This window comes from uncultured Parolsenella sp. (assembly GCF_958346945.1).
In the GTDB taxonomy this organism is placed as follows: Bacteria; Actinomycetota; Coriobacteriia; order Coriobacteriales; family Atopobiaceae; genus Parolsenella.
Genome location: NZ_CATVTL010000002.1, coordinates 212,740 through 238,400 on the forward strand (window position 1 = coordinate 212,740; position 25,661 = coordinate 238,400).

The 25,661-nt window shown below is 65.5% G+C and carries 28 protein-coding genes; 4 read left to right on the forward strand and 24 right to left on the reverse strand.

What is annotated here, in order from left to right:
* Nucleotides 1–107 precede the first annotated feature (107 nt).
* Nucleotides 108–1,118, forward strand: a complete 1,011-nt coding sequence (gene pta, locus Q3866_RS02655; protein ID WP_293825371.1) for a phosphate acetyltransferase — start codon at nucleotides 108–110, stop codon at nucleotides 1,116–1,118.
* Nucleotides 1,119–1,291: 173 nt separating this feature from the next.
* On the opposite strand, the gene pckA is transcribed toward pta, so the two are convergent.
* The 4 genes from pckA to Q3866_RS02675 all read right to left on the reverse strand — a co-directional run bounded on the left by pckA (nucleotide 1,292) and on the right by Q3866_RS02675 (nucleotide 6,205).
* Nucleotides 1,292–2,899 (reverse strand): phosphoenolpyruvate carboxykinase (ATP), encoded by a 1,608-nt coding sequence (gene pckA, locus Q3866_RS02660; RefSeq protein ID WP_301829372.1) that lies wholly within the window; start codon nucleotides 2,897–2,899, stop codon nucleotides 1,292–1,294.
* Nucleotides 2,900–3,023: 124 nt separating this feature from the next.
* Nucleotides 3,024–3,713, reverse strand: coding sequence for a peptidylprolyl isomerase (locus Q3866_RS02665; protein ID WP_301829374.1), 690 nt, complete (start codon nucleotides 3,711–3,713; stop codon nucleotides 3,024–3,026).
* A gap of 13 nt (nucleotides 3,714–3,726) precedes the next feature.
* Nucleotides 3,727–5,169 (reverse strand): ATP-binding cassette domain-containing protein, encoded by a 1,443-nt coding sequence (locus tag Q3866_RS02670; RefSeq protein WP_301829376.1) that lies wholly within the window; start codon nucleotides 5,167–5,169, stop codon nucleotides 3,727–3,729.
* Between the two features lie 13 nt (nucleotides 5,170–5,182).
* Nucleotides 5,183–6,205, reverse strand: a complete 1,023-nt coding sequence (locus Q3866_RS02675) for an ABC transporter substrate-binding protein (RefSeq protein ID WP_301829378.1) — start codon at nucleotides 6,203–6,205, stop codon at nucleotides 5,183–5,185.
* A gap of 228 nt (nucleotides 6,206–6,433) precedes the next feature.
* Here Q3866_RS02675 and Q3866_RS02680 point away from each other — a divergent pair, with 228 nt between their 5' ends.
* Nucleotides 6,434–7,327 carry an aldose 1-epimerase family protein gene (locus tag Q3866_RS02680; RefSeq protein ID WP_301829379.1) on the forward strand — a complete coding sequence of 298 codons (894 nt, stop codon included), beginning with the start codon at nucleotides 6,434–6,436 and terminating at the stop codon, nucleotides 7,325–7,327.
* A gap of 202 nt (nucleotides 7,328–7,529) precedes the next feature.
* Here the strand turns inward: Q3866_RS02680 and Q3866_RS02685 are convergent, their stop codons facing one another.
* From Q3866_RS02685 to Q3866_RS02775, 19 genes are all read right to left on the reverse strand, one after another.
* Nucleotides 7,530–8,465, reverse strand: coding sequence for a type I phosphomannose isomerase catalytic subunit (locus Q3866_RS02685; protein WP_301829381.1), 936 nt, complete (start codon nucleotides 8,463–8,465; stop codon nucleotides 7,530–7,532).
* A 308-nt stretch (nucleotides 8,466–8,773) separates the two neighbouring features.
* On the reverse strand, nucleotides 8,774–9,535 hold the full coding sequence (locus Q3866_RS02690) for a gamma-glutamyl-gamma-aminobutyrate hydrolase family protein (RefSeq protein WP_301829382.1): 762 nt from the start codon (nucleotides 9,533–9,535) through the stop codon (nucleotides 8,774–8,776).
* 3 nt (nucleotides 9,536–9,538) lie between these two features.
* Complete coding sequence (locus Q3866_RS02695; RefSeq protein ID WP_301829383.1) at nucleotides 9,539–10,297, reverse strand: amino acid ABC transporter ATP-binding protein; 759 nt, start codon at nucleotides 10,295–10,297, stop codon at nucleotides 9,539–9,541.
* A gap of 23 nt (nucleotides 10,298–10,320) precedes the next feature.
* Nucleotides 10,321–11,139 (reverse strand): amino acid ABC transporter permease, encoded by an 819-nt coding sequence (locus Q3866_RS02700; RefSeq protein ID WP_301829385.1) that lies wholly within the window; start codon nucleotides 11,137–11,139, stop codon nucleotides 10,321–10,323.
* Nucleotides 11,136–11,795, reverse strand: coding sequence for an amino acid ABC transporter permease (locus Q3866_RS02705; RefSeq protein ID WP_301829387.1), 660 nt, complete (start codon nucleotides 11,793–11,795; stop codon nucleotides 11,136–11,138). Before Q3866_RS02705 ends, Q3866_RS02700 begins: the two co-directional genes overlap by 4 nt.
* 115 nt (nucleotides 11,796–11,910) lie before the next feature.
* Complete coding sequence (locus Q3866_RS02710) at nucleotides 11,911–12,897, reverse strand: transporter substrate-binding domain-containing protein (RefSeq protein ID WP_301829390.1); 987 nt, start codon at nucleotides 12,895–12,897, stop codon at nucleotides 11,911–11,913.
* Between the two features lie 380 nt (nucleotides 12,898–13,277).
* On the reverse strand, nucleotides 13,278–14,447 hold the full coding sequence (locus tag Q3866_RS02715) for an acetate/propionate family kinase (protein ID WP_301829391.1): 1,170 nt from the start codon (nucleotides 14,445–14,447) through the stop codon (nucleotides 13,278–13,280).
* A gap of 127 nt (nucleotides 14,448–14,574) precedes the next feature.
* Nucleotides 14,575–15,078, reverse strand: a complete 504-nt coding sequence (locus Q3866_RS02720) for a DNA-deoxyinosine glycosylase (RefSeq protein WP_301829393.1) — start codon at nucleotides 15,076–15,078, stop codon at nucleotides 14,575–14,577.
* A 12-nt stretch (nucleotides 15,079–15,090) separates the two neighbouring features.
* Nucleotides 15,091–15,582 carry an S-ribosylhomocysteine lyase gene (locus tag Q3866_RS02725; protein WP_126421655.1) on the reverse strand — a complete coding sequence of 164 codons (492 nt, stop codon included), beginning with the start codon at nucleotides 15,580–15,582 and terminating at the stop codon, nucleotides 15,091–15,093.
* Nucleotides 15,583–15,669: 87 nt separating this feature from the next.
* Entirely contained in the window at nucleotides 15,670–16,365 is a 696-nt protein-coding gene (locus tag Q3866_RS02730) for a TIGR00730 family Rossman fold protein (protein ID WP_367881364.1), read from the reverse strand.
* 120 nt (nucleotides 16,366–16,485) lie between these two features.
* Nucleotides 16,486–17,619 (reverse strand): GTP-binding protein, encoded by a 1,134-nt coding sequence (locus Q3866_RS02735; protein ID WP_301829399.1) that lies wholly within the window; start codon nucleotides 17,617–17,619, stop codon nucleotides 16,486–16,488.
* 102 nt (nucleotides 17,620–17,721) lie between these two features.
* Complete coding sequence (gene crcB, locus Q3866_RS02740; RefSeq protein ID WP_172596365.1) at nucleotides 17,722–18,105, reverse strand: fluoride efflux transporter CrcB; 384 nt, start codon at nucleotides 18,103–18,105, stop codon at nucleotides 17,722–17,724.
* Between the two features lie 9 nt (nucleotides 18,106–18,114).
* Nucleotides 18,115–18,348, reverse strand: a complete 234-nt coding sequence (locus Q3866_RS02745; RefSeq protein ID WP_293673908.1) for a hypothetical protein — start codon at nucleotides 18,346–18,348, stop codon at nucleotides 18,115–18,117.
* Between the two features lie 63 nt (nucleotides 18,349–18,411).
* The gene (locus Q3866_RS02750; RefSeq protein WP_293673909.1) at nucleotides 18,412–18,918 is read right to left on the reverse strand and encodes a flavin reductase; all 507 of its coding nucleotides are present in this window, start codon (nucleotides 18,916–18,918) and stop codon (nucleotides 18,412–18,414) included.
* Between the two features lie 180 nt (nucleotides 18,919–19,098).
* Nucleotides 19,099–19,962: a DegV family protein gene (locus tag Q3866_RS02755; RefSeq protein WP_301829405.1), complete on the reverse strand. Its 864-nt coding sequence runs from the start codon at nucleotides 19,960–19,962 to the stop codon at nucleotides 19,099–19,101.
* 100 nt (nucleotides 19,963–20,062) lie between these two features.
* Nucleotides 20,063–20,533: a MarR family winged helix-turn-helix transcriptional regulator gene (locus Q3866_RS02760; protein ID WP_301829406.1), complete on the reverse strand. Its 471-nt coding sequence runs from the start codon at nucleotides 20,531–20,533 to the stop codon at nucleotides 20,063–20,065.
* Between the two features lie 341 nt (nucleotides 20,534–20,874).
* Entirely contained in the window at nucleotides 20,875–22,080 is a 1,206-nt protein-coding gene (locus Q3866_RS02765) for a protein kinase (RefSeq protein WP_301829409.1), read from the reverse strand.
* A gap of 86 nt (nucleotides 22,081–22,166) precedes the next feature.
* Entirely contained in the window at nucleotides 22,167–22,586 is a 420-nt protein-coding gene (locus tag Q3866_RS02770; protein WP_301829410.1) for an XRE family transcriptional regulator, read from the reverse strand.
* A gap of 29 nt (nucleotides 22,587–22,615) precedes the next feature.
* Nucleotides 22,616–23,224 carry an FxLYD domain-containing protein gene (locus Q3866_RS02775; RefSeq protein WP_301829412.1) on the reverse strand — a complete coding sequence of 203 codons (609 nt, stop codon included), beginning with the start codon at nucleotides 23,222–23,224 and terminating at the stop codon, nucleotides 22,616–22,618.
* A gap of 787 nt (nucleotides 23,225–24,011) precedes the next feature.
* Here Q3866_RS02775 and Q3866_RS02780 point away from each other — a divergent pair.
* Nucleotides 24,012–24,158 carry a hypothetical protein gene (locus Q3866_RS02780; protein ID WP_301829413.1) on the forward strand — a complete coding sequence of 49 codons (147 nt, stop codon included), beginning with the start codon at nucleotides 24,012–24,014 and terminating at the stop codon, nucleotides 24,156–24,158.
* 111 nt (nucleotides 24,159–24,269) lie between these two features.
* On the opposite strand, the gene Q3866_RS02785 is transcribed toward Q3866_RS02780, so the two are convergent.
* Entirely contained in the window at nucleotides 24,270–24,635 is a 366-nt protein-coding gene (locus Q3866_RS02785) for an arsenate reductase family protein (protein WP_301829415.1), read from the reverse strand.
* 337 nt (nucleotides 24,636–24,972) lie between these two features.
* On the opposite strand from Q3866_RS02785, the gene Q3866_RS02790 reads away from it, so the two are divergent.
* The gene (locus Q3866_RS02790; RefSeq protein ID WP_301829417.1) at nucleotides 24,973–25,620 is read left to right on the forward strand and encodes a 3'-5' exonuclease; all 648 of its coding nucleotides are present in this window, start codon (nucleotides 24,973–24,975) and stop codon (nucleotides 25,618–25,620) included.
* Nucleotides 25,621–25,661: the final 41 nt, after the last annotated feature.

The window sequence follows — 25,661 nt, forward strand, 5'->3', positions numbered from 1 at the left end:
CAAACTGTAGTCACGCGAGACGCACGCTCCCACAATCGGTTGCGTGCGCCCCAAAATCTTTAGTGATTCTATATCACGCGCTCCTATAATGGGCACGGTGTCACCTGATGCCAGCAAAACGCCAAAAAAGGAGCGAAATGAGCGATTTTCTGCAGCGTATGAAGTCCGCCGCCAAGGCTGACAAGAAGACCATCGTCCTTCCCGAGGGCGAGGACCCGCGCACCATCGAGGCCGCCAAGAAGATCGTCGAGGAGGATCTGGCCAACCTGATCATCCTGGGCGACCCCGAGCAGATCAGCGTCGAGGGCGTCACCGTCATCGACCCCAAGAACGCCGAGAAGCACGAGGCCTATGCCGAGAAGTTCGCCGAGCTGCGCGCCAAGAAGGGCGTCACCATCGAGCAGGCCCGCGAGCAGATGAACGACGCCACCTATTTCGGCACCATGATGGTCAAGATGGGCGACGCCGACGGCCTGGTCTCCGGCGCCTGCCACTCCACGGCCAACACCCTGCGCCCGGCCCTGCAGATCCTCAAGACCGCGCCGGGCACCAAGCTCGTCTCGGCCTTCTTCATCATGTGCACCAAGACCCCCGAGTACGGCGCCGAGGGCACGCTCATGTTCGCCGACTGCGGCCTGAACATCGACCCCAACGCCGACGAGCTCTCCGAGATCGCCATCGCCTCCGCCGAGAGCTGGAAGGCCTTCATGGGCGACGTCGACCCCAAGGTCGCCATGCTGTCGTTCTCCACGAAGGGCTCCGCCAAGGGTGAGGTCCCCGAGAAGGTCCAGGAGGCCACCAAGCTCGCCCACGAGAAGGCCCCCGAGCTCGCCCTCGACGGCGACCTGCAGCTCGATGCCGCTCTCGTCCAGTCCGTCGCCGACCTCAAGGCCCCGGGCTCCGAGGTCGCCGGCCACGCCAACATCCTGGTCTTCCCGGACCTCGAGGCGGGCAACATCGGCTACAAGCTCGTCCAGCGCTTCGGCGGTGCCGAGGCCTACGGCCCCGTGCTTCAGGGCATCGCCAAGCCGGTCAACGATCTGTCGCGCGGCTGCAGCGCCGACGACATCGTGGGCGTCGTCGCCATCACGGCCGTCCAGGCCCAGATGGCCGAGTAGCCCTTTCGGCACTCGCCCGTACGCGGCTTTCATAAGCCCGGCTCACAAGCAAGGCCCCCGAACCTCACGGCTCGGGGGCCTTTCTCGTTTTGGGCGGTTGGGCCAGGGAGGGTTGCTGCGCCACTCCTCTTGCGATTATGGGACGATAAAGCTCCGGGCTATTTTGTCCCAGCTTATGTCAGGGGGTGCGGACCCGCGGCAGCCACGGCCGCATCGAGGTCGGGGTAGCGGTCGTGAGCGTGACGCTCGAACATGGAGGCGAGACGGTCTGCGGCCTCGTCGTAGGCCTCGTGCGTCGTCCACATGTTGCGCGGGTTCAGCACGCGCGTGCTCACGCCCGGGCAGTCGCGCGGGATGTCGAGGTTCAGACGGCCGTCGTGGTCGTAGCCCGCGACGTCGATGTCGCCCGAGAGGGCGGCGGCCACCAGCGAGCGCGTCACGGCCAGGCTGATGCGGTAGCCCGAGCCGTAGGCGCCACCCTGCCAGCCGGTGTTCACGAGGTACACGCGGGCGCGGGTGCGGTCGATCCTCTCGCCCAGCATCTGCGCGTAGGTGCTGGGAGCAAGCGGCATGAATGGCTCGCCAAAGAGGGCCGAGAACGTGGGCTGGGGCTCGGCGATGCCCTCCTCGGTGCCCGCGACCTTCGAGGTGAACCCGCTGAGGAAGTGGTACATCGCGGCCTCGCGCGACAGGCGCGCGATGGGCGGCAGCACGCCAAAGGCGTCGCAGGTAAGGAAGAGCACCACGTTGGGCACCCCTCCCGTGCCGCCCAGGCGCACGGCCTTGATGTGCTCGATCGGGTAGGCCACGCGGGTGTTCTGCGTGCGCGAGGTGTCCGCGAAGTCGGGCTCGCGGGTGGCCTCGTCGAGGATGACGTTCTCGCACACGGCGCCAAAGCGGATGGCCTCGTAAATGTCGGGCTCGGCGATGGGGCTCAGGTCGATGGCCTTGGCGTAGCAGCCGCCCTCGATGTTGAAGACGCCCTCGGGCGCCCAGCCGTGCTCGTCGTCGCCGATGAGCAGACGGCTGGGGTCTGCCGACAGCGTGGTCTTGCCCGTACCCGACAGGCCAAACAGCACCGCGGTGTCGCCGGTGTGCGGGTCGATGTTGGCCGAGCAGTGCATGGGCAGCACGCCGTTCTCGACCGGCAGCAGGTAGTTCATGAACGAGAAAATGGCCTTCTTGATCTCGCCGGAGTAGCCCGTGCCCGCGACAACCACCCCGCCGCCCGCAAGGTCGAGCACGACGGCCGCCTCGGAGTTGGTGCCGTCGGTGGCCGGGTCGCAGCGGTACCCTGGCGCGGCGAGCACCGTGATGTCGGGGTCGCCAAAGTTGGCGAGCTCCTCGGGCGTGGGGCGCACGAGCATCTGGTGGACGAACAGCGCCTGGCTCGCACGCTCGCAGATGACGCAGACCTTGCGCGAGTAGGCGCGGTTGGCGCCGGCCAGGCCGTGCACCACATAGAGGCGGCGTCCGTAGAGGTAGCCCGCCACGCCCGAGCAGATGCGCTCGTAGGCGTCGCGGCTCATGGGAACGTTGACCTTGCCCCAGCAGATCATGTCATGCACGCGATCGTCGTCGACGACGTAACGGTCGTGCGGCGAACGGCCCGTGCGCGCGCCCGTGTCGACTACGAGCGAGCCGTTGGCCGCGAGGCGCCCCTCGCCCGCCGCGAGCGCCGCCTCGACAAGGCGGGCGGGCGACAGGTCTGCGAGCACCTCCTCGGCCGACGGGTCGGAACTGTCGCGGCTGATGAGCCTGTCCACCTGAGTTGGCTTCATGTCTCCCCCTTTGCTCGGCGCGACTGCGCTGAAAACAATTAAGGGTTGCTTTACCCAAGTGGAGTGATGCGTTATGTCAGCTGGCGGCGAACGGCGTTCTTGCAGCCGCAAACGGCCATGGGCGCTAGTCGTCGATGGTGACGGAGGTCATCCGGGGCTGGTCGGCCGCGGCGATGGTGCCGTTGTTGTCGGTGGGCCTGGCGACCTCGCACATGGCGTCGACGACCTCGATGCCCTCGGTCACGTGGCCAAACGCGGCGTACTGACCGTCGAGGCTGGGCGAGTCGGTCTGCATGATAAAGAACTGCGAGCTCGCGGAATTGTTGGCCTGGGCGCGCGCCATCGAGATGGTGCCGCGCACGTGCGAGATAGAGTTGGGGTGGCCGTTGGCGTCGAACTCGCCCACGATGTTCTCGTCCGACCCTCCCGTGCCGTTGCCGTTGGGGTCGCCGCCCTGGACCATGAAGCCCGCGATGATGCGGTGGAAGGTGAGGCCGTTGTAGAAGCCCTCGCCCGCGAGCTTGGCGAAGTTAGCCACCGTGACGGGGGCCACGTCGGCATCGAGCTCGAGCCTAATCGTGCCAAAGCCCTCGACCTCGATCGTGGCGTGGTGGGTGCCGCTCGAGTAGGGTCCGCTCGCCGTGGTGACGACACCCGTGCCCGCGCTCGAGGCCGTCGAGGTGCCGGACGCGCCCGAAGAGCCAGACGAGCCTGCGGAGGACGCGGGGTCACCACAGCCCGCAAGGCCCGAAAGGCTCGCAAGCGCGGCTCCCAGGGTGGTGGTGACGAACGTGCGGCGGGTAATGGGACGCATGGGACCTCCAAGGCTAGCGCTGATTGACGAGCTCCAGTGTAGCGGCATCGAGGAGGGCCGCGTCGCGGGCATCGTGGGTCGCCACGACGAGGCCACGACCGCGCAGCTCGCGGACTACGATTGCGGCGGCGCGGCGCCGGGTTGCCTCGTCGAGTCCCGAGAAGGGCTCGTCGAGCAGCACGAGGTCGCCGGGGGCGGCGAGCGCGCGGGCGAGCTCGACGCGGCGGCGCTGGCCTCCCGAGAGCTCCGAGACGGCACCGGCAGTAGGGACATCTGGCAGGAGATCGGCGAGAAGGGCTCTGACATGCTGCTTGTTGACATCGCTTGCCGCCGTGAGCAACACGTTCTGCTCGACCGTGGCGCAGGGCACGAGCGAGGGTCCCTGGAGACAGATCGAGGACGGGAAGGCAACGCACTCCCCCGCCGCGGCCGTCTCGAGGCCCGCGAGGGTACGAAGCAGCGTCGTCTTGCCCGTGCCGCTGGGAGCCATGACGCACACGCGCGCGCCCGCCGGCGCCTCGTAGGTGAGCGGTACCACGCTGCCATGGGCTAGCACGAGCCCACGGGCCTTCCAACCCCCTCGGGGACAAGGGGACGGGTCTTTTGTCCCCATTTGACGGGGACAAAAGACCCGTCCCCTTGTCCCCGCGGCGAGGGTCACACAGACGGGACCGCTCGCGCGCAGCAGGGCCACGACGAGGCGCTCGCAGAGGGTGGCGATGGCCACCACGGCTATGGTCCAGGCAAACAGGTCGCCCGTCTCGAGCAGAAGCTTTGCCTGGTAGATGCGCTCGCCCACCGACCCCGACGGCACGCCGATGAGCTCGGCGGCAACGCCCGCCTTCCAGCTCATGCCCACCACCGTCTCGCTCGCGGCCACCACGAAGGGAAGCACGCGCGGCCAGGCGCAGCCTAGAGCGCGCACGATGCCGCAGGCCCCGTGGACCTCGAAGACCTCGGCCGCGGCGGCCGCCTCGCCGCCGGCGGCGGAGGCGTCGAGCCCCTCGAGCACCGGGAAGTAGAGGCCAGGCAGCGCCATGAGGAAGACCGCAGCCACGCTCACGTTGGCGCTGCCCAGCCAGATGAGCAGCAGCACCACGACGCACACGACCGGCGTGGCCTTGATGGCCGAGAGGGGCACGCTCGCGAGCTCGCGCACCGCGCGGCTTGCCCGCGACGCGGTGGCGAGCGCCAGCGCGCAGGCGTAGGCGGCCGCGAGCGCGCCCAGGATGCGCGCGGCCGAGAAGCCCACCTGGCCCCAGAACGCGGGCGTGACCACGAGCGCCACGAGCGAGCCCGCGACCTCGACGGGGCCAGGCAGGATGAGCGGCTGGCCCACGGCCACGCTCGCGAGGCGCCACGCGACGAGCCAGGCGCAGATGGCCGCCGCGCGAGCGACGACCATGCGAGCGCCGTAGCAGTCGTTCTTCTTATCCTTAAAAGACGGTGCAGCCACGAATGAGCCCGAGCTAGAGCTTGTCGTAGTAGAAGTCGTCGCCCGGGAGCTTGCCGCCAATCGAGGAGGCGTCAAACTGGCTCAGCACGTCGAGGTAGCCCGAGAGGGCGCTTGCGAGCTCTGCGCCCGTGAGGCAGGCGAGGTTGCAGCCGGGGATGGCCTTGGCGGCGATGGGAGCGGCGTCGACGATGCCGTGGTCGACCACGGACTGTGCCCAGTCGTCGGGGGCGGCCTTGACGGCCTCGACGCTCGCGTTCTGCTGCTCCACGAACTCGCTCACGGCCTGCGGGTGCTGCTCGGCGAACTCAGCGCGCACCACCGTGACGCCCGTGAGCAGGCGTGACCCGTCCTTGGCGTGGGCGTCCCAGACGTCGGTGAGGTCGATGGGGCTCGCGAGCTGGCTGTTCTTGGCAAGCGCGGCCGTCTTGAAGGGCTCGGGCAGGATGCCCGCGGCACTGGGGTCTGCGACGAGTGCGCTCACGACCTCGGTGGCCTCGCTCTTGAACTCGAGCGTGACCTGGTCGGCGATGCCCGCGGCGTCGAGCAGATATCCCATGACGTACTCGGGCGAGGCGCCCTTGCCCGTGAGGTAGACGGTGCGGCCCGCGAGGTCCTCGAAGGCCTGAATGGAGGCGTCGCCCGTGACGACGTTGAGGACGCCCAGTGTGTTGACGTCGAGGGCGAGCACGCCGCCCTCGGTCTTGTTGTAGAGCACGCTCGCGACGTTGGCGGGCACGAGCGCGACGTCGACGTCGCCCGAGATGACCTTGGGGACGATCTCGTCGGCGGCGGCGCTGATGGTGAAGTCATAGGTGTTGGCAAGACCCGAGTCCTCGGACGCGGCCTTGTCCATGAACGAGACGAGCCCGATGGACGTGGGGCCCTTGAGCGAGGCGACGCGCACCTCGACGGGGTCTGCGGCCTGGGTCGTCGCCGCTTGCGAGCCGGCGGACTGCGCCTGGCCGCAGCCGGCAAGAGCGAGCAGCTCGCCTGCGGCGAGGGCGACGAATCCCCTCCTCGTGAGCTTTGTGGTCATGGTGTTCCTTTCCCTGTGGCCCTTGAGGTCACGCCGACGCTGCGACGTTGCTCTCGGGCCCTTGTACGGACCTGGTAATGGTAGCACCCACGTTGGCGCCACGGGCGAGGCACATGCCCCACGTTCACCATCGCGAACGCGGGCCCCGCGTCGTCGCGTCCCACGCGCTAGAATTAGGGTCGAGAAGCACGAAGAGCCGCACGAGAACAACCCGTCCAAGGAGAAGCCATGGCCAACATCGCAACCATCTCGAAGGGACGCCTCGAGGCGTCGGTCGACGCGCACGGCGCCCAGCTGAGGAGCCTCAGGCTCGACGGCGTCGAGTACCTCTGGCAGGCAGACGAGCGCTGGTGGCCAAGGAGCGCCCCGGTGCTCTTCCCCATCGTGGGCTGTCTCAGGGATGGCTTTGCCACGTGCGCCCAGGGCGAGTGCCACATGGGCCGCCACGGCGTGGCGCGCAACTACGACCACGAGCTGCTCGAGAACGGCGGCGACGTCCTGCGTTGGCGCCTCGACAGCACGCCCGAGACGCGCGAGAACTATCCCTACGACTGGCGCTTCGAGATGACCTACGCCCTCGAGGGCGATGCGACGCTCGCCCAGACCTACGCCGTCACTAACACCGGCGGCGTCGACCTGCCGTTCTTCCTGGGCGGGCACCCCGCCTTCAACGTGCCGGTGGTAGCCGGCGAGCGCTTCGAGGACTACAGCCTGTGGTTCAGCCGTCCCTGGACGGCCACGACGGCGGCCCTCACCGCCGACGGCCTGCAGGACTACGCCAGCATGCGGACGCTCCTCGAGGATGGCCAGCGCTTGCCGCTCACTCACGAGCTGTTCGCGCCGGGCTCCTTCGTGCTCGAGGGCGTGCCCGACAGCACCGTCTCGATGGTGGGGCCCACCGGCCACGGCGTGCGCGTCGACTTCGAGGGCTTCGACCACATCGGCGTGTGGAGCGCCCCCGCGGCGGCCGACGGCACACCCACGCCGTTCGTTGCCCTCGAGCCGTGGTGCGGCACCGCGACGCGCACCGACGAGGACGACGTGCTCGAGCACAAGCAGAACCTCATCGTGGCCGCGCCCGGCCAGACCGTGACCCGCACGTTCAAGATCACGCTGCTGTAGCTGCGCGGTAAGACAACGGAGACGTGCCTTCTGCCATATGACAAGGGGCACGTCCCTCCGTCATATGCGCCAACAGACCCGACCCCTTGGCACGCACGCACTGCCATGCCGGCTCAAGACAAAGGGGCCGCCCACATCACGCCAGATGCGGGCAGCCCCTCGTTTACCTGCGTTTTATTGCTCGAGCAGAGCGGTGCTGCCCCTAGACCCAGGAGCAGATGAGCACCATGTCGCCCTCGAAGGCGAGGTCGCCGCTGCCGGCGGGCGCCACGAAGTGGGAGCCGCACCTGAGCGCCTGGCCGTTCACGGAGCCCGCACCCTCGATGACGCTCACGCACATGAAGTCGTGGGGCTGGGGCAGCGTGCGGCCGCCCTCGACGCGCACGCGCTCGACGGTGTAGCGCTCGTTGCTCTCGAGCCTCGTAATGCCATCGACCTCGGGAGCCGTGATGGCGCCCGAGGTGGGCGCTTGGGCGGCATAGTCGACGACGTCCATGCTCTGCTCGAGGTGCAGCTCGCGCTTGGTGCCGTCGGCCTGAACGCGGTCATAGTCGTAGACGCGGTAGGTCACGTCGCTCGACTGCTGGGTCTCGAGGATGAGGGTGCCGGCCTTGATGGCGTGCAGGGTCCCCGCATCGATCTGGAAGAAGTCGCCCTTGTGGATGGGCACCTCGTTCACGAGGTCGCCCCAGCGGCCCTCCTCGACGAGCTGGGCAAACTCGGCTCGGTCCTCGGCCTTCTGGCCCACGATGATCGTGGCACCCGGCTCGCAGTCGAGCACGTACCAGCACTCGCACTTGCCCAGGCTGCCGTTCTCATGGACGCGCGCGTACTCGTCGCCGGGGTGCACCTGGATCGAGAGGTCGCCGTCGGCGTCGAGGATCTTGATGAGCAGTGGGAAGCGGTCGCCCCGGGCGTTGCCAAACAGCTCGTGGTGCTCGTCCCACAGCTGAGAGAGCGTGGAGCCGGCGTACGGGTCGCCCTCGACCACGCAGTCGCCGGCGGGGTGCGCGCTGATGGCCCAGCACTCGCCAATGGCACCGTCGGGTATGTCGTAGCCAAACACCGTGTCGAGACGCCTGCCGCCCCAGATCTTCTCGTGGAAGATGGGCTTGGTGAAGATGAGCTCCTGAGCCATGGGTCCTCCCGGACAATCGTTTGCGCGGGCGCGCGCCCGCATGCCTGACGGGCAAATTCTAGCGCGGCCAATCAGGCTTAAAGCCGTAACCCTTCGCACGAATGACTCGGGAGGCCCGATGGCCGCCGCGCGGCAACACTCAGCCAAAAGAAATTCAATCAATTAGGTAACCTCCTAGCTGACATACGAAGCAGCCGCTTATCCGAGGTCATAAACCCCAGATAAGCGGCCGTCAGAAAAGCTAGAAAAGCCTAGGATTCAAAGCAGGTTACCTAATTGGCGTAGTTTTCGCGACAGGCAGGCTCCCCCTACTCGGCGCAGGCGTCCACGAAGGCCTTCCAAAGGCGGAAGTCCTCCCCGCCCTCCTGCCAGGTGTACTCGGGGTGCCACTGCACGCCCAGCACGAAGCGCTTGCCCGGCATCTCGATGCACTCGGGGATACCGTCGTCGGACTGCGCGGAGAGCACGAGGCCCTCGCCCAGGTCCTTCACGCAGCAGTGGTGCGCCGAGTTCACGGCATAGCCGACCGATCCGCTCGCGCGCGCGAGGAGGCTTCCCGGCTCGATCTTGACCGTGTGGATCTTGCGGGTGAGCAGGTCGGCGTGGTCGTGGTGGGTCGAGCCCTCGCGACGCGGAATCGAGGGGACGTCCATGTCGAGGCTGCCGCCAAGCGCCACGTTGAGCATCTGGGTGCCGCGGCAGGTCGTGAACAGCGGCTTGTCGGCCGCGACGGTCTTCTGGACGAGCGGCAGCTCGCAGGCGTCGCGCACGTGGCACAGGAGCGACTCGTCGTAGCTGCTCGCGTCACCCCACAGCTTCGGATCGACGTCGGGGCCGCCCGGGATGGCCACACCGTCTGCCAGCTCGACGTAACTGTCGATGACATCCTCGTCATCGGTGAGCGCCATCTGTACGGGCAGACCGCCCGCGGAAAGGATCGCGTCGATGAAGACGCGCGCGCCGCACTCGTTGGGTGCCAGCTGCTCCTCGCGGTGCATGCGGCCCTCCTCGATGCGCGTCGCGACGACGATAACGGGCCTGCGCTTATGCTCCGTCTCGGAATCTGCCATGCTCTAGTGCTCCTTAATCGAGTTGAGGAAGTCGCGGGCGCGCTGCGACTGCGGGTGGTCGAAGAAGTCGTCGGGGGCACCCTGCTCGATGATGGCGCCGTCGGCCATGAAGACCACGCGGTCGGCCACGCGGCGGGCGAAGTTCATCTCGTGCGTGACGACGACCATCGTCATGCCGCCGCGCGCGAGCTCGGTCATGACGTCGAGGACCTCGTTAATCATCTCGGGGTCGAGGGCGCTCGTGGGCTCGTCGAACAGCATCGCCTTGGGGTTCATCGCCAGCGAGCGGGCAATGGCGACGCGCTGCTGCTGGCCACCCGAGAGCTGCGCGGGCACCTTGGTGGCCTGCTCGGCCACGCCCACGCGGGCGAGCAACTCCATGGCGCGGTCCTTGGCCTCGTCCTTGGACATGCCCAGGACCTCGACGGGCCCCAGCGTCACGTTGTTGAGGACGGTCTTGTGGGCAAACAGGTTGAACTGCTGGAACACCATGCCCAGCTCGGCGCGCGTGCGCGTGAGCTCCTTGCCCTCCTGCGGCAGCGGCTTACCCTCGATGAGAATCTCGCCGGAGTCGATGGTCTCGAGGCGGTTGATGGTGCGGCACAGCGTCGACTTGCCCGAGCCCGACGGGCCGATGATGACGAGGACCTCGCCCTTGGTCACGCTCAGGTTGATGCCCTTGAGGACGTGCAGGTCGCCAAAGTTCTTCTCGACGTGGCGAAGCTCGATGACGGGCCGGGCGTCCGTGGTTGTCTGGTTCATGGCTCTCTCCCTTGGCTGCGCCGCTAACGGATGATCTTGACGCCCGTACGGCGCGAGACGGCGACGGCCGCCTTGTTGATGAGACTGTTGATGAGGATGTAGATAACCGCGACCACGAGGAACGTCGAGACGAGCGCGTCGTAGTTGGTGCGCAGCACCTGGGCGTTCTGCATGAGGTCGGGGTAGCTCACGACGTAGGCAAGCGCCGTGTCCTTGACCACGACGACCAGCTGGCTGATGAGCGACGGAATGACGTAGCGGATGGCCTGCGGCAGCACAATCTTGGTCTTGACCTTCCAGCGCGACAGGCCAATCGACAGGCCCGCCTCGGTCTGGCCGCGCGGCACGGCGTTGACGCCCGCGCGGAACACCTCGGCGAGCACGCCCGAGGCGGCGAGCGTCACCGGCAGGCACAGCATCCAGAACGCCGACATCTTGATGCCGAGGTTGGGCATCGCAAAGAAGAAGAAGTAGATGAACAGCAGGCTCGGCACGCCACGCAGGACGTTGGTGAGCACCGCGCACAGGGCGCTCAGGGGGCGGATGTGGCTCGTGCGACCCAGCATGAGCACGAGGCCCAGGACAAGCGACAGCACCGCCGCGGTGAGGGCCACGGCAAAGGTGCCCTCGAGGCCGGCGAGCAGGTAGCGCCACGTGGTGCGCCACGTGAACAGCTCCCAGTAGCGGGCGGAGAGCTGGCCGGTGACCCAAAAGCGCCAGACCACCCAGGCGAGCAGGACGACCAGGGCCACGAGCGACAGGGCCGAGCCCAGGATCATCTTCCTGCGCGTCTTGGGACCCGGCTCCTCGTAGAGGGCGTCCCTCATAGTCTTGGCGCTCATCGAATCACCCTGACCCTCTTGTCGATGGCGTTACCCACGAAGCCCACAACGAGCGCGGTGGTGATATAGCCGGCGGCGCTGACGAAGAATGTGACGATGCCCGCCGACTCGCGCGTGTTGATGTAGGTAACCACGCCCGTGAGCTCCTGCGGGGTCATGGGGACCTGCGAGCCCAGGGCCGTGGTGAGCATAACGGCGATGAAGAGGTTGGTCATGGGCAGCACCGTGGAGCGCAGCGCCTGCGGGATAACGATGGTGCGCAGGATCTTGCCAAACGAAAGGCCCAGGGCGCGGGCCGCCTCGATCTGGCCCGGGCCGATGGTGTTGATGCCGCTCATGAAGTTCTCGGAGCCAAACGCGGCGCCGAGCAGCACGGTGGCAAGCACCACGGAGGGCTCGTAGTCGAGCAGCAGCTTGAGGTGCGGCAGCGCGTACACGATGATGAGCAGCAGCACCGCTCCGGGAATGTTGCGGAAGATCTGCACGTAGACGTCGCCCGCGACGCGCAGCGGCTTGAACGGCGAGACGCGCATGACGGTCAAAAGGACCGAGAACACCATGACGAGCGCAAACGAGACGATCGTAAGTCGCCACGTGGTGAGAAGCGCCGTCAGGTACATCGGGCCGTAGCCGGCGATGAGCTCTGGCAGCCCCATGGTACCTCCTTACAGGGAAGGGCCCACCGCCCGATGGACGGAGGGCCCCAGCTATTAGAAACCCATGTCAAGCAGCGGGATTATACCCATGCTCGAGCAGGCCCAAGCGAAGGCCTTAGGCGCCGATAGCGGGTGGCTCGGGGATCGTGTCGATGCCGCAGCGCTCGACGATCGAGATCTTGTAGAGCTCGTCCCACTTGCCGTCGTCCTCGAACTTCTTGAGGAAGTCGTTGATGAAGTCGATGGCGTCGGCGTTGTCGAGCTGGACGCCGATGCCGAGGTACTCCTCGGGGCCGAACGGCTCGCCGGCGATGCGATACTTGCCCGGGTTCTTGACGATGCTGCCCATCTGGAGGGTGTTGTCGACGACGTAGGCGTCAACGCGACCCTGCTCGAGGGCGGCGCGGCACTCGTCGTCCTTCGAGAACTCCTGAATCTCGGCCTTGGGAGCGAACTCGCCCACGACCTCGGGGCCGGTGGAGCCGGACTGGACGGCGACCTTCTTGCCGGCGAGGTCATTGACGGAGTTGATGTCGGTGTTGCCATCGAGGACGAGGATGGCGTACTGGGTCGACAGGTAGGGTCCGGCGAAGGAGATGACCTCCTTGCGCTTGTCCGTGATGGTGTAGCTGGCGAAGACGGCGTCGACCGTGTCGTTCTGGAGAACCGACTCACGCGTGTCAGAGGTGACCTGCGTGTACTCGTAGGCGTTCTCGTCGCCGAGGATGTAGCGGACGAGGCCGAGGTAGATACCGGCGTCGAAGCCGTAGACCTTGCCGTCCTGCTCGTCGAGCTGGGAGAAGATCGTCGAGGTGCGGGTGGCGCCCAGGCGGAACTTGCCGGCAGACTTGATCGCGGAGGCCCAGGGGTTGGCGGCGATGACGTCATCAGCCGCGGGCTCGACGGAGGCGACGAGCGCGTTGAAGGCATCCTTGTCCACACCGGTGGCGGAGTCGGCGGCGCCGGTGGCGGCAGTGGTGGTCGCTGCGGCGTCGGTCGAGGGTCCCTCGGAGCAGCCGGCAAGGCCAACGAGGGCGGTGCTGCTCATAAGGCCAAGGCCCAGCGAGAGGAACTGTCGGCGGCTGAAGTTCTTGTTGCTCATGATGCTTCCTTCCCTTTTACGTAAAACCAAGCATGGTAGAAAGTGCCAATAAGTTAGTTTTGATACCTTACCCAAAAGGAGTGGGAATAAATCCTACAAACCTGCTAGGGAAATAGGACTGTAACAAAACGACCAGGCAGCCAAACGGGCGCGGCCGGCTCCATGTAGCGCGCGGCCAAACGGGCACGAGCGGCTCATCTCCCACGCGGCCAAACGGCGCGTGCTCCACGTCACACAGCCAAACGGTGAGCGTCTCACACGCCACAGAGCCACGAAAAAGGGGTGGGAGCGGCCTTTCGGCTCGTCTCCCACCCCTATATGTTCTCTCATTTACCCGCCACACGCGAGCCTTGCCGCAAAGCTGATTCGAAGCCGAACTCTTAGCCGAGCAGCTCCTTGACGTCGAGGGCAATCATGAGCTCCTCGTTGGTCGGGATGACCCAGACGTGAATCTTGGAGTCGGGCGTGGAGATCTCGCGCGGGTCGTCGGAGCGGATGGCGTTCTTGTCGTCGTCGATCTCGACGCCCATCCAGGCGAGGCGCTTCACGACCTCCTTGCGCATGTGGGCGGAGTTCTCGCCCACGCCGGCGGTGAAGACCATGGTGTCGACGCCGTTCATGGCCTGGACCATCGTGGCGAACTGAGAGGCCACGCGGTAGCTCCACATGTCGATGGCCATCTGGCAGCGCTCGTTGCCCTCGGCGGCGCCGGCCTCGATGTCACGGCAGTCGCTGGAGACGCCGGAGATGGCGGCGAGGCCAGACTGCTTGTTCATCATGGTGTCGATCTCGTCGATGGAGTAGTGGCCCTCACGGGAGAGGTAGAAGACCGTGGCCGGGTCGACGGTGCCGCAGCGGGTGCCCATGATCAGACCGTCGAGCGGGGTGAGGCCCATCGTAGTGTCCATGCACTTGCCGTCCTGGATGGCGCACAGGGAGGCGCCGGAGCCGAGGTGGCAGCTCACGACCTTGTGGGCGGTGTGGTTCGAGGCCTCGTCAACCGAGCGCCAGATGAAGCGATGGCTCGTGCCGTGGGCGCCGTACTTGCGGATGTGCAGGCTGTCGACGACCTCCTTGGGCAGGGCGTAGTTGTGGGCCTCGGCCGGCATGTTGTAGTGGAACGAGGTGTCGGCGACGATGACGTTGCCGATCTCGGGGAACATCTCGCGGCAGATCTCGATGACGTCGGCCTCGGCGTAGTTGTGCAGCGGGGCGAGCGGGGCGACCTCGCGGACCCAGGCCAGGGTCTCGTCGGTGACGACCTTGGACTCGGGGAAGTACCAACCGCCCTGGACGACGCGGTGGCCGATGCCGTCGATGGGCTTGTCGACGGCCTTGAGGATCTCGAAGACGTGCTTGATGGCCGTCTTGTGGTCCGGCAGGGCAACGTCGAGCTGCTGCTTGTCGCCGCCCATCTCAGAGTGGCCGATGAAGGAGCCGTCAATGCCGATGCGCTCGCAGTTGCCCTTGGCGTAGACCTCGCGGGTGTCGACGTCGAGCAGCTGGTACTTGAGCGAAGAGCTGCCTGCGTTGATGACGAGAACGTTCATGTGGTTATCCTCTCCGATGAAGACGCTACGCAGGCCCGCCAGGCCCGCGAATTTCCAGTTGACCATGATAGCGCGTCAAGCTGAGGCGAGCAGGCAGAACGCAAAGTTGACAAAGGGAGCGTCCCCGTCACCCAAGCTCTTGGCTCCAACGCCCTATGAGGCGGTCAAGCGACCACGCGGCGTTGGCCGGGCTCGTGCTGGGAAGCACCGTCGCGGGAAGGCCCGTGACGGGCTCGAGATGGCGACGGTAGAGACGCCCGGCCGCGGCACCGTTGCAGACGACGCGCTCGATGGGGGCCACACCGGTGACGCGACCGATGTCCGCGGGACGCACGTTCTTGATGCTCGCGTCGCTCGAGCCCACGATGTCGCAGCTTGCGATGACGTCCCACAGCGCGATGCCGTGCGCGAGCAGTATCCGCCGCTTCTCTGCGATCGTAGCGGGCACAGGCTTGCCGAGACATGCGGCGGCAACCCGCCAGAAGCGGTTCTGGGGGTTGCCGTAGTAGAAGTCGTTCGCCCGAGACAGCACGCTCGGGAAACTCCCGAGCACGAGCACGCGCGAGCGCTCGTCGAACACGGGCTCGAAGCCGTGGTCTATGTGCTGGTAGGCGCCACGTGGCGCGGGCATGCGCAGGCGGCCCTACTCGCCGGTGGGATACGTGAGGTGGCTCTCGTCGATGTTGGCGAGGTCGCGCTCAAGGTAGCGGGCCGCGAGCCACTTGGCCATGGGAAGGTTCTGGTCGAGGTAGTTGCCGCACTCCTCGGGGGCGGCGCCGGGGATGTCACCCTCGAAGTCGCGGACGAACTCGAACATCTCGCGCACGAGCGGCAGGATCTGCTCGGAGCTCACCTCGCCAAAGACAACGAGGTAGAAGCCCGTGCGGCAGCCCATGGGGCCAAAGTAGACCACGCGGCTCGCCCACGTGGGGTGGTTGCGCAGAAACGTTGCGCCCAGGTGCTCGATGGTGTGGCACTCGGCCGTGTTCATGACCGGTTCGTCGTTGGGCGCGGTGAGGCGCAGGTCGAACGTGGTGACGGCCGCGCCCGTGGCCGGGTCGCGGTCGATGCGCGAGACGTAGACGCCCGGCTCGAGCAGCAGGTGGTTGACGGAGAAGCTCGCGATGCGCTCCATGGTTGCTCCTTGCGCGAACGGCGTCCCAAAGGTCCCCGTCCCCTTTGGGACGGCCCCTTGGGACGCCTGGTGTATACCGAGTAAATCCTAGCGCGCCGCGGCGCCGGTGGCCACGCGGACGGCCTCCTCCACGTCGTCGGTGATCGTGACGAGCGTGCGGTCCGGCGCAGAGATCATGCCGCGGCTCGTGACGGGACCGGAAATCCAGTCGAACAGCCCGCCCCAGTACTCGCTGCCAAAGAACACGACCGGCATGGACTTGGCCTTGTGCGTCTGGATGAGCGTGAGCATCTCGAACGCCTCGTCAAGCGTCCCGAAGCCTCCGGGGAACACGATGCCGCCGCTCGAGTACTTCATGAACATGACCTTGCGCACGAAGAAGTAGCGGAAGGTGATGCCCATGTTGACCCAGCGGTTGATGCCCTCCTCGTGCGGAAGCTCGATGCCCAGGCCCACGGACTTGCCGCCCGCCTCGGCGCATCCCCGGTTCGCGGCCTCCATGATGCCGGGGCCGCCTCCGGTGATGACGGCATAGCCCGCCTTCGCGAGAAGCCCGCCGGCCGTGCGGGCGGCTGCGTAGGCAGCGTCCTCGCGCCCGGTGCGGGCAGACCCAAAGCAGGCCACGGCCGGCCCCAGGCCCGCGAGCGCGCTGAAGCCGTCCACGAACTCGGCCTGGATGCGCAGCACGCGCCAGGGGTCCGTGTGCAGCCAGTCCGGGGAGTCGTCAGGGCGCAGCAGGTGCTCCGAGGTGCTCTCATCGGGGATCATGTCTCCGCGCAGGATGACGGGACCCTTGTGGTAGGTCGTCTCGTAGGGCGCAGCGCCCGAGGGGTCAAGGCCAGACGAGACCTTCCTCTGGTTGTCCACGTCTCCCCTTTCCTCGCTCACGAGCCTGCCCGCAGCCTAGTGCTGCCAGTCCACGAGGCAGGCATCGAGCCCGGCCACGAGGGCCTGCTTGTCCATGTGCTGGCCGATGAAGCAGATCTTGGTCTCGCGGTCGCCGCAGGTCTCGTCCCAGTCGTCGAGCACCTCGGGGTTCTCGGCGATGAGGCGCTTGCGGATGTCATCGGGGGCACTCGCGATGAACTTGCCCTGCTCGGAGAGCATGCTCTGCTGGCCGGCCTGCTCGAACATGTAGCACATGTCGGGGTCCTGGGCGCTCCACAGCTGGCCCTTGGCGCGGATGATCTCCTTGGGCCAGGTGCGCACGTAGTCGGCGAACCTGTCGATGTCGAACGGGCGGCGGCGGTCATAGACGAACGTCTCGATGCCATACTCGAGAACCTCGGGGTCATCGTGCTCCTCGGGGTGCTCCATGGCGTCGAGCCAGGCGGCAGAGCCGTAGGCCTGGTTGAAGTCGAAGCGGTTGGTGTCCAGGATCTGGTCGAGGTCGACGTTGCCCTGCTCGGCCTCCACGATCACGGCCTCCTTCTGCAGGCTGCGGACGATGCCCTTGAGCTCGTCGATCTGCTCGCGCGTGACCGTATCGCACTTGTTGAGCACGACGGTGGTGCAGAACTCGAGCTGCTGGATGAGCAGCGCCTCGATGTCGTCCTCGTCGATGTTATCGGCAAGCAGGTCGCGGCCGCCGTGGAACTCGTCCCACATGCGCGCGCAGTCCACCACGGCCACGATGTTGTCGAGGTCGAGCGGGGCGGCGCTTCCGTACTTGGACTCGTCGCAGAACTGCGAGATCGTGTAGGCGATGGGGATGGGCTCGCAGATGCCGGAGGCCTCGATGATGATGTAGTCGAAGTCACCGGAGTCGGCGATCTGGGCGAGCTGGCGGGCGAGGTCGTCGGACAGCGTGCAGCACAGGCAACCGTTCGTCATGGGGATGAGCTCGCCGTCGACCTGCGACAGGCCGTCCTTGGCGATGAGGCTCGCGTCGACGTTGATCTCGCCGATGTCGTTGACGAGCACGGCCGCGCGCACGCCGCGGTCGTTGGACAGGATGTGGTTGAGCAGCGTGGTCTTGCCCGCGCCGAGGTAGCCGGTGAGCAGGACGATCTTTGTCTGCTTGGGCTTGTCTGCCATGTGGAGCTCCTTCTCGATTCGTGAAAGTTAGCCACGGGCAAGTGTACCCCGCACGGCGGGAGTTAACGCGGCATCACGCAAGGACGCCACACGGCGCGCGCCTTAGCGAGCGGAGGCACCGGCAACGAGCGCCTGGGCGGCAAGGCATGCGGCGACGCCGAGCGAGAAGCTCAACAGCAGGTAGGCCGCAGCGGCGCCGATGGCGCCACGCTCGAGAAGGTCGCCCGTCTCGAGCGCGAACGTCGAGAACGTCGTGAAGCCTCCGCAGACGCCGGTCTTGAGCAGCAGCGTGGTACGCGGCGAGAGCCCGGCGGCAGGCGCGGCCGCCACGACGATGCCGATGAGAAAGGCGCCCGCGACGTTGGTCACGAGCGTGGCGAGCGGAAAGCCCGCCTCGCCCACCGTCTTCCACGGGACGAACGTGAGCGCCCAGCGCCCGAGCGAGCCAAGGCCACCGCCGACGAACACCGCGATTGCGTCCAGCATGACGCGCCCCTACTTGTTGCGACGCCAGCTGCTGGGCAGCTCGAGCGTCACGTTGCCATTCTCGCCGCGGCGCACGTGGCCGCCCTGCGCAAAGAAGAGCCCCACGAGAATGACGGCTACGGCGGGCAGCAGCCTGAACGCAAGGCCAACGAGGCCAAACGCCATGCCGATGACGCTGATGAGAAGCGAGATGCACAGCGACAGGAGGAACAGGAAGAAGAGGGCGAGGATAAGCGTTGCCATGGGACTCCTTGGCAGGATCGAAGGGACGGTGACAGCCGGCGCAAGACGCGCGGCCGACCCATGTTACTCGGAGACGAGCGCGTGCTCCACCTCGGCGATGTACATGGTGTGGTAGTCCTTCTCGGGGTAGCAGCGGCCGTCGATGGAGGCGTCAAGGAAGTTCTCGGGCTTGATGTCGTCCGCATAGAGCTTGCGGCACACGAGCACGAGACTCGCCTGCTCGAAGGCCACCGAACCGTCGAGGTAGGCCGGCGTGAAGCCCACGTGGGTGGCCTTGTACGAGTCGCGGCCGCTGTGCGTGCCCAGGTAGCTCAGCGCCTCCTTGTGCTTGGGCGCATAGAACGAGAGCGTGAAGCGGTCGTTGGCGTCGACGAACTCCTTGGTGTAGCGCTGCGGGCGCACGTAGACGGTCACGACGTCCTTGCCCCACAGCACGCCCATGCCGCCCCAGCTCACCGTCATGGTGTTGTAGCCGCTCGTGGTACCGGCGGTAAGCAGCGCCCACTCGTCGCCGATCTTCGCAAACGGGCTGAACTCGAGGCTCTTGAGATCGACTTCCCTAAAGGACATGCGCGTCTCCTCTCGCGATTTTGCTCGTGAGGAGACTATACGCCCCATGCGGACCATTGGGGACCATTGGGGACGGGTTAGTTTGGCACCCCGGCAACGAGCAGGCGGACCAAACGAACCCGTCCCCTTTGGTCCCGACAACGAGCAGGCGGACCAAACGAACCCGTCCCCTTTGGTCCTCTACCGCTTGAAGAAGGCCAGGGCGATGGCGCCGGGGCCCACGTGCGTGCCGATCGTGGCTCCCACGGTGTGGACGGGCAGGTTGTCAAGCTCCACGTGACCCTCCCAGATGTGGCGGCTGTCCTCGACGTACTTGCGCAGCAGCGCGTCATCGAGGCCCGCGTAGGCGAGCTCGATGGGCATGGAGAAGTCGATGCCGCCAGCGGCCTCGACCTGCTGCGTGAGCAGGTTGCGTCCGTTCTTGGAGCCGCGGGCCTTGCCAAGAAGCTCCACGACGCCGTCGGTGATCGTGATGACGGGCTTGATGGAGAGCAGCTTGCCGAGCGCGGCGGCAGATGCCGGGATGCGCCCGCCACGGCGGAGGAACTCGAGCGTGTCGAGAAGGCCCACCACATGGATGTCCTCGCGGGCCTGCTCGAGCGCGCACGCGATGTCGGCGGCACCGAGGCCCTCGCCCACGAGGCGCAGCGCGTAGTCCACGAGGATGCGCTCGCCCACCGTGACGCTCTTGCTGTCCACGACGTAGACGCCCTCGTCGAAATTGCCGGCCGCCGTGAGCGCGCTGCCGTTCGTGCCCGACAGCTTGGACGACAGCGTGATGACCACGACCTCCTCGCCGGCGTTGCGCGCCTCGGAGATGGCCTCCTCGAAGGCATAGGGGTTGACCTGTCCCGTCATGGGCAGGTCGTCGCCCTCGACGAGCAGCTCGTAGAAGCGGCGGTGGTTGAGGTTGACGCCGTCGAGGTAGGTGGTTTCGCCGAAGGTGACCGAGAGCGGCAGCACCGTAAGGCGCGGGTTGCCTAGGGCCGCGATGTCTTCCTGGGTGAGGTCCGAGGCGGAGTCGGTGATGATGCGTACGGGCATGATTGGTCCTTTCGATAGCGAACAGGGTTGCGCCACGATATGTGACGCATGGGATAAGCTGCGGTTTATTAGATGAGCTGACGGCTGCGAGCGCCGTATCCTAGCGACCGATAGCGCGCAGGCAGTCGAGCACGCTCGCGAGCGAGGCGTAGAGGCGCGTGCGCTGGTCGTCATCGAGCGCAGAGTCGACCCGGGCCATGACGCGCGAGACGGCCTCGTCGACCTCGGCCATGGTCTTGCGGCCGGCGGACGTGAGGCTCACGGGCGCGCGGTAGAGGCGGGCGTCGCCTGGCGCGGAGGCCACGGCAACGAGGCCGCCCTGCTCGAGCTGCGCCAACGAACGCGAGACGGCTGCGCGCGTGACACCGGCGCGGCGCGACAGCTCGGCCGCCGTCATGCCGCCCTGCGCCTGACCCAGGCAGTAGAGGCACATGAGGTCACCCCCACGAACGCCCAGGCGCTCGCACTCGGCGGCGCGGATGCGCGTGATCTCCTTCTCGAGGGACGAGACGAGGCCAACGAACTCCTCGAAGCGCTCGCCGTCGGTGGGGTTGTGCTGGGCATCTGCCATGGGTGCTCCCGTGGTCGTGGCGAGGCGCGCCCGGCATCCGGGTGCTGTCCGTTCCGCCGAGCAGGTCGCTTGCGCCTCGCTTGTTGACTGATTAACAACTCGATCGCAGTCCATTCTAGGGAAGGTTGTTAAGCTGTCAACATTTCACAGGGCGCACACACGGGAGGGAAAGGGGCAGCCGCGGACGGGAGCAAGCGCGGGCGTAGCCGCGCAGGGCCTGGGCGAAGGCATGGTCCAGATCAACGTGGCTCGGCTCGGCTCAACACGGCTCGGCTCGGCACGGCACGGCACGGCACGGTACGGCACGGCACGGCACGGCACGGCACGGCACGGGCGAGAGCCTAAACCTGCAGGGCAACTAGGGCAAAGAAGATCACGATGCTAACCGCGCAGGCTACGAGCACGACGAGGCGGGCTCGCCCGGCGGGAATGCGGCCAAACCAGGCGACGCGCTCGCGAAGGTAGCGCCTATCCATCAACCCATAGGCCGCACCCAGCACGAGCACGGGAACAAACACGAGGTAGTCATAGATGTTTTGCAGCATCGTGGGCTGGTTCCACTGCTCGGGAGTCACCGCGTTATAGACACTCGCGGCAATGATAGCAGCGGCAAGCACGGCAATGGCGACGCAGCGTGCGGGGGCCGCGGCGCGGCGCAGGCCGCCGATTCTCTCGCGCGCATCAACGGGTTGGGAGGTGGTTTGTGCCGCGCTCCCCTCGCCCAGTGCCGCAAAGGCGGCCGCCAGCTCGGCCGCGGACGCATGGCGAGCCGCCGGGTCGAGCGCACAGGCGCGCGCGATGACGCCGCGCCAGCCATCGGGAACAGACGGGTCGGCAAAGCCGCGCTCACGGTCGAGCGGCTCGGGGTCGCGCCCGGTCAGGCAGAAGAACGCGAGCATGCCAAGGGCGTAGACATCGGTGCGCACGTCGGTCTGGCCAAAGCCGTACTGCTCGGGCGGTGCATAGGCGCGCGTGCCCAGATGCGTCGTGTCCGTCTCGGCGCCCTCGTGCCAGGCGCGGGCGATGCCCAGGTCGATGAGCACAGGCAGCGCATGGGCGTCGCTGGGACAGATGAAGTTTGACGGCGTGAGATCACGGTGAATTACCGGCAGCTCAAAGGCGGTGTGAAGCTCGTCCGCAGCCGCGCAGAGCTGCGGCACGATGCGCCGCGTAAACGCCAGGCGGCCCTCCGGCGGTATGGCCTCGACCGTCTCGCGCAGGGTGTGCCCCGGGATGCGTTCCATGACCACGACGAGCTTGCCGCCACAACGCTCGCAGCTCACGATGCGCGGCAGCTGGCGATAGCGAGCTCCGAGCTGCTGGCGCTCGTAGAGCTGCTCGTAGACGCCGCCAATGCCCGCCGCGGCATCGATGATCTTGCGCACGTAGGGGCCCAGCTCGCCGCCGGTCGCCGTGCGCAGCCAGACGAGCTGCGTGAGCTCGCCGGGCGCGCTCTTGAGCACGCACTCGACGCGGTAGGTATCCGCCGGCTCGCCCAATGCGGTCGCGAGCTCGTCATGGAGGCTGTCTGTCTTGGATGTTTGCATGGCTCCATCATAGCAAGGGACCAGATGCGTTCGGCATCCGATCCCGAGGTTAGTGCAAGGTATGGTCAAAGTGCAATAAAGCGCAGCTAGCAGATGGTACGCTCGCCAAAGCGATAGAGTTCCTCGTTGACCTTCTGCAGCGAGCAGCCGCAGTCAAGGCAGAAGATGATGATGGCGTCGCGGCGATCCTTGCTGTAGAGCGAGCTCACGCCCGCGGCCTCGAGGGCACGGTTGGTCTCGCGCAGCGTGAGAGCCATGGAGAAGGCAATCTGCAGCACCTTATCGCGGCTGGGGTTGCGCGCGCCCGTGAAGATCTGGTAGCCAAAGGTCTCGTTGAGGCTGGCCATGTGGACGACCTCGGCTCGGGCCAGGTGCTTCTTGACCAGCAACATGTTGAGGTAGTCCGACAGGTTTGGCGCGTCGAGCGCGTGCGCCCCGAGGAAGCCATCGATGCTTGGCGCCTCGAGCAGCTCGTCGAGCAGTTCCTCCGTCAACGGTTCCGCCATGATGCCCTCTCCCACCAAATGCCTAGAGCCTAGAAACCAGAAACGTCACCCAGCTTATAGTTTGCGACCTTGTCGACGGCCGTCATTCCCGTGGCCTCGAATTTCCACGTTCCATCGGCAGCGAGGTTGTTGGTGTTGGCGAGCGCGGTGCCAATCTGGTTGCCGTCGGCGTCAAAGAGGTTGTAGCTCACCTGAACGTAGCTGAGCTGGTCGTTCGTGTTGTTGGTAAGGATGCCCGATATCTTGGTCGAGTAGGCATCGCCGTCCATGGCCTCGTCGGTGATGGAGTACTTGTCAGCAGCAGCGGTCGCATCGAGAGTTGCGGCGGCATCGTTCGAGGTCAGAGAGGCGGTGGCATCATCGATTGCAGCAGCGTACATGCTCTGGGTGCTCAGCACGATAACGACGGCGAGCACATTCACGACCACCGACGCAATGGCCATGCCCTTACCGACCTTCTTGCCGCGAAGCGCGCCGGCGAGTCCCACGATGGCAAACACCAGGCCAATGGCGGCAAGGACGAACGAGAGGTTGTTGATGAAGGGCAAGAACGAAGTCACCAGGGCAATGATGCCCAGAACGAGGCCCACGATTGCGGCTGCCGACTTGGGCTTCTGAGGTGCGTTGTTATCCGCCATGTTTCTTCCTTCCCGAGGGGTTACGGTTGCCCCATCGTAGAAAAGCGCGGGGGGAAATATCGTAGCGGAGCGCTAATTAGTGGACAGACAGGCAGTCTTGTTGCGCCCGTCTGGCATGAAATTGGCTCAGTGCAGCCAATCGAGAAATCAAAGGATACCCCGGATTGGCCATTTAGGGCGCTTTAGTTCCGACAGGCACCAACAACGGGCTCCATTTTGATTTAACGGATAGCTCAGAGTACGTTCCTCGCATCCTCGCTGGCTGCAAAAACGCGCTCTCTTGCTAGCAAGAAACTTCGCACTTCCAAAAATGTCAGTGAAACCGGTTACACGTGCGATGGCGCAAATTAAAGGATAGACTCAGGAGCTCACGGCGACCGACTTGCGTTGCCGCGCAACGCTCAAGGGGTCAAGCGTGCACCCAAATAGCTCACTTTCCTATCCCTAAATATCGACGTACCGCACATGTAACCGGTTTCACTGACAGAATGGCAACGGTCGGGAGCTTGGAGGACACGTACACGCCGCCATTTGGCGCGCCCAGAAAGTTTGTCCTTCCAAAAATGTCAGTGAAACCGGTTTCCGGTGTAGCTGATCAAAATAACGGATAGGGAATCTGGCTCAGCCGGACCACAAATCGTCCAAGCAGACACCAGAACTGCAATTCAACGGACATCAAGAGGCCTCATGGGGACGCTTCCAAGCTCAAATCTATCCCCTAAACAGCAGGCCGCTGCACCAGAAACCGCTTACATTGACAGAAGCAGTCAGCCCAAAGGAGACGCCAATGAAGTTTGGCATGCGCAAGCCCCGCATCAAGAAGTCGATTGCGACAAGAACGCGCGGCAAGGCCACGTTCAGTATCTGGGATTTGTTCAAGCAGCGGCGCGTCCGGCCAGGCGACCGTACCCCAGTAGCGATGCGCCCGGCCTGACGGTCACGCCCAGCGACACCGTCACATTCAAGACAAAGAGAGGGCGCCGGGATAATCCCGACGCCCTCACAAAGCAAAGCATCTAACGAGCGTCCCAACGCGCGGGCGAGCCTACTCCCCCAGCAGCGCCTTGGTCCAGGCGGCCTCATTAAACCCGGGGATGGCAAAGTCATCGCCCACAAGCAGCGGACGCTTCACCAGCATGCCATCGGTGGCAAGCAGGTCGAAGCACTCAGCGTCGGATATGCCGGCGTCGAGGCGAGCCTTAAGGCCAAGCTCGCGATACTTCATGCCAGATGAGTTGAAAAAGCGGCGCACGGGCAGGCCCGAACGAGCATGGAAGCTGGCGAGCTCGCCAGCCGTGGGGTTGTCGAGCACGATGTCGCGGTCGATGTAGTCAACGTCGTGATCGTCAAGCCACTTCTTGGCCTTCTTGCAGGTGGAGCACTTGGGATATTCGATAAACAGCACGCTCATGACAGATCCAATCAATCGATGTTCGCCAGTGCCCTAAAGGCGTCATCATATTCTTCCATGAATTTGACCGAATGAGCCACGAAATCGTCGTTGGTGACGACCTTGACGTTGGCGCCGTCGACACCTCAAGAATGCTCACCGCGCTATTAAGTAAGCAGCTCAACGCGGGAATCAGACTCGTCCTAGCGGTTACCAGAGACAGCCTTTAATGTCCGAGAGCGCTAGTAAAATGAGTTGACTTACAGGCCTCAATATCAGAAGCGAGTCGCGATGGACGGCATCCCCAACGGCAATTGGCGCGCAAGAAACATCGTCATCGACCTCGAGTTCACCCCCCGTGTCCACTGAGCATAGGGTCGATGAACTCAAGAACGAAATCATCGAGATGGGCGCCGTCAAATTGGATGCCCAAGGCGAATACTGCGGCGAGTTTTCACACCTCGTGGCACCCCAGTACGCGGACGGCGTCAACTGGTTTGTCAAGGACCTCACGTGCATCACCAGCTACGACGTCTATAACGCCGACGAGCTCAGCGTGGTCGTATTTCAGTTGGCGGAGTGGATTGGCAATCTTCCGGCTCGCATGATCACGTGGAGCAGAACGGATAAGCGGCAGCTGACCAAGGAATGCCTCGTCAAGCGCATCCCAACGAACAGGCTTCCAAAGGATTGGCTCGACATCCAGCCCCTCTTTCCACCGCTCATGGGTCTCGACAGAGAGGCCGTCTCGCTTGGGGATGCTGCGGACTGGTTTGGCTACCATGACCCCAACGGACACGATCATCACGCGCTCTCCGACGCAAGGGCTACGGCCAGCCTGCTAAGCAAACTTATTAACGGAACGCTTGCCGAGCAGCCCGGCGCAGCGGAAGTCCGAAAGCGTCTAGGCGTGGAGTCCGTGGCGGACAAGAGGGCTGCAACGGCAAACCAGCTCAGGTTTCTCTCGGCAAAGTTGAAGGCTCAAGAGGTGCTTGGGTTGGGATAAGAAGAAACCCAATAACGCCCAGCGGCATGCTGATAGATTTC